2 protein-coding genes are annotated in these 2,748 nt (G+C 40.0%); both read right to left on the minus strand.

The genetic code is table 11. The features are described from left to right. Positions 1 to 192: 192 nt before the first annotated feature. Complete coding sequence (locus tag EA341_RS00065; protein WP_293010641.1) at positions 193 to 1,407, minus strand: hypothetical protein; 1,215 nt, start codon at positions 1,405 to 1,407, stop codon at positions 193 to 195. Further along, positions 1,407 to 2,748, minus strand: a 1,342-nt coding sequence (locus tag EA341_RS00070; RefSeq protein WP_367126774.1) for a YaiO family outer membrane beta-barrel protein, incomplete at its 5' end; no start/stop codon positions are given. The genes EA341_RS00065 and EA341_RS00070, both read right to left, overlap by 1 nt.

Raw genomic sequence — 2,748 nt, forward strand, 5'->3', positions numbered from 1 at the left:
GAAATTCGGGATTTGATAAGAGGAAGGAAAAAGGAGCTGAAAGCTCAATACTAAGGGTCCGAAGGCACAGCCATCGGACAACGTCATTGGAAAGGTAATGTGTGGGATCGCCTTTGTCGGATGGGTTAGAAGAATAATTGAGAATTGAGGATTAAAAATAGGGGATCCCTACCGGGAGGGTTTTGGTAGAATTTAATCTGGCTTTATGACCTCCACATTTTTACTGGCGTCGGCAAGAATAGTCTTAAATAAGGGATAGTAATAATTCCAAAAAAAACTGCTTGGTTGAGAGTAGTCCTCTGCATGTAAAAAAAGCCTGTAAAGCCTGGCAAGCGCATAAAATCGATGAGAAGTATTGTTTAAGCGCATATCTGCGAAATCTCCACTGAAATAGAAAAACCTACCATTTTCACCAACTTTCTTACTTACTGCTGCTGGGAAAAATCTTGGCAAACCCATGTCTCTCAATTTATTGATCCCTGATTCAGTAGGGGAAATTTCAAAGTAAGAAATCACATCATAATCCCTGCTTACCAATACCACGTCTATCCAATAAGGATATTTGACTATCTCAGGAATTCCAAAACGTCTCTGATTATTCACATCTGACATGATGCTGGGTACATCTTTACTGATATCAACTCCTGATTCGAGGATTTCCAGCCTTCCCCTTTCATGCAAAAACACCTGGCCAGAACCTTTGAAATCCCATTGCCCTTCATGTTGATCGATGTAGGCTTCAATCATCCACCTTGGCAATTCATCATTGATTAGGGTATCCAACTCATCAAAATACCGGGTAATCCAACCCGTCCATTTGATACCTACAAGTTCTTCCACCTGATTCCTGATGTCAATAGGTGTAGGACTGGCCATCGTATTGAACTCGGCAATCACATATTTTTCTCTTTTCAAGGCTTCTTCCAAAAAATCAACATCAGCTTGGTCCATTCCTCCATATATCTTTTCAGACCTATAATCATCAGGATCATCTATAAAGTCATTTTCATAAACTCCATAGGTATCAGCATAATAAACCATACTGCTTTTATCCAGCAACATACTTTTATCCGATTGACTGAGTTGGTTAAAGTCTACCACCTTTCCCTCATCCGCAGAATATCCGGGGAAATAACCGAAATAATCAGTGCTAACATCATACGGTTTTCCATCCTCCTTGAGGTACTTCAGGTGATTGAGGCTCCAGTGAATGGCCTGATGTTCCTGGGCAGATTCATTTGGTACTGTTTTATCCAAAACCACTACATTCAGCACAGCACTTGGCATAAAAAACCATATCAAAAAACTCGTCAATGGGATAATCCCAAATATGAGAATGAAAACACTTGCTGATTTTATCAGCAACAAAGTCTCTTGCGGAATACCCTTACGCTTTTTAACTGCCATTAGAACCTGAATTCAGTGCCTATAGAAATATTGAGGTTGTTGCGGATTATTGTTGCAGAAAGCTCATCCCTGGAATAACCTACAAATCCAAAACCCATCCACCTGTCAGTCCACAGGTGTTGATAGCCTAACCTCAGCCTGTAAGAATTAAGCAATTGACTTTGAAAGTCCCTGTTTTCTTCATCAGGTGAAACACCGGTAGAAAACTGTGCGCTGATGAAGTCTTCAGGACCTTTGAAATAATACCTTGCCTGAAGGTTGCCTGAAGTAGAAGATCCACTTTGGCCTGGAATATAATTTAAGCGGAGGTTGATCCACCAATTGCTCACGTATTTACCAAGAGAGCCTGTATAGATGTGGGTATTTTCAGTAAACATCAGCAACCTGTATCCACCTTCTAGTTCCCATGCTTTTTTCAGGTTCCAAAAGACAGAACCTCCAAACCTAAAGCTTGGGAAAAAAGAAGCATTGGAAACTCCAAAGTTGATATAACCATAAGAGTTTTCTCCTAATGACGGAAATGCATCCACTTCATATTGTGTACCCACACCATCAAAACGCTCAGAATGGGTAATCCGTCCGATGATGGAGCCTGTTAAATTGGTCCTTGTCCTGCCGTAAACCGAATAGGTATTCCATGGGGTCAGTGCACCCCGGAAATTATCGTAATCATAAGTTGCTCCGATGGCATTGATACGCGTGAATCTTTGTACTTGTCTGATGTAATTCAGCAAACCATCAATTTTTGCTCCTTTATTGAAGAGTTCATTGGCTATGGCCAATGCCTCTTTATACTCTTCTGTATTGTACAAATACCTGGATTGGCGGTATTTTAGGTTAAAAGAGCTGGGTCCGATTTGTTCCAAACCCAGGTCAATGATTTCTTTTGCTTTTTCATAATCTTCGGCATAAAACAAATTATCCACATAGGCCAGGTAAGCATCTTCATACTGTGGAGAGATGTTTATTGCTTTATCCAAATAAAATGAAGCTGAGTCATACATGCCATCCCAAGAATAGGACCTACCAATCAGAATATGGAAATCACTATAATTGGGGTATTTTTCCAAGACCATTTTAGCCATTTTTCTACCCTCATCCCTTTTGCCATCCAAAATCAATTTTCGAGCCTCAAGAAACTTGGCATCAGGATCATAACTTTCCTGTGCTTGGACTGCGGTCACCATGCAAAGCATAAGAAATAGGAATGTAAGCGTCCTGATTTTCATAAAATTATATTTTTTTCCCAAAGGCATTTCATCATTCTTAATTTTGAGAAACTTCCACTTCTTGCTTATCCACTTCTTGTTTATCCACTGCTTTTTTGAAACCTGAACGGAT

This window comes from Mongoliibacter sp. (assembly GCF_007692705.1).
In the GTDB taxonomy this organism is placed as follows: Bacteria; Bacteroidota; Bacteroidia; order Cytophagales; family Cyclobacteriaceae; genus Mongoliibacter.

Excerpts from the sequence above, each read along its gene's own strand:
- EA341_RS00065 (WP_293010641.1), bottom strand. The coding sequence starts at position 1,407 with ATGGCAGTTAAAAAGCGTAAGGGTATTCCGCAAGAGACTTTGTTGCTG.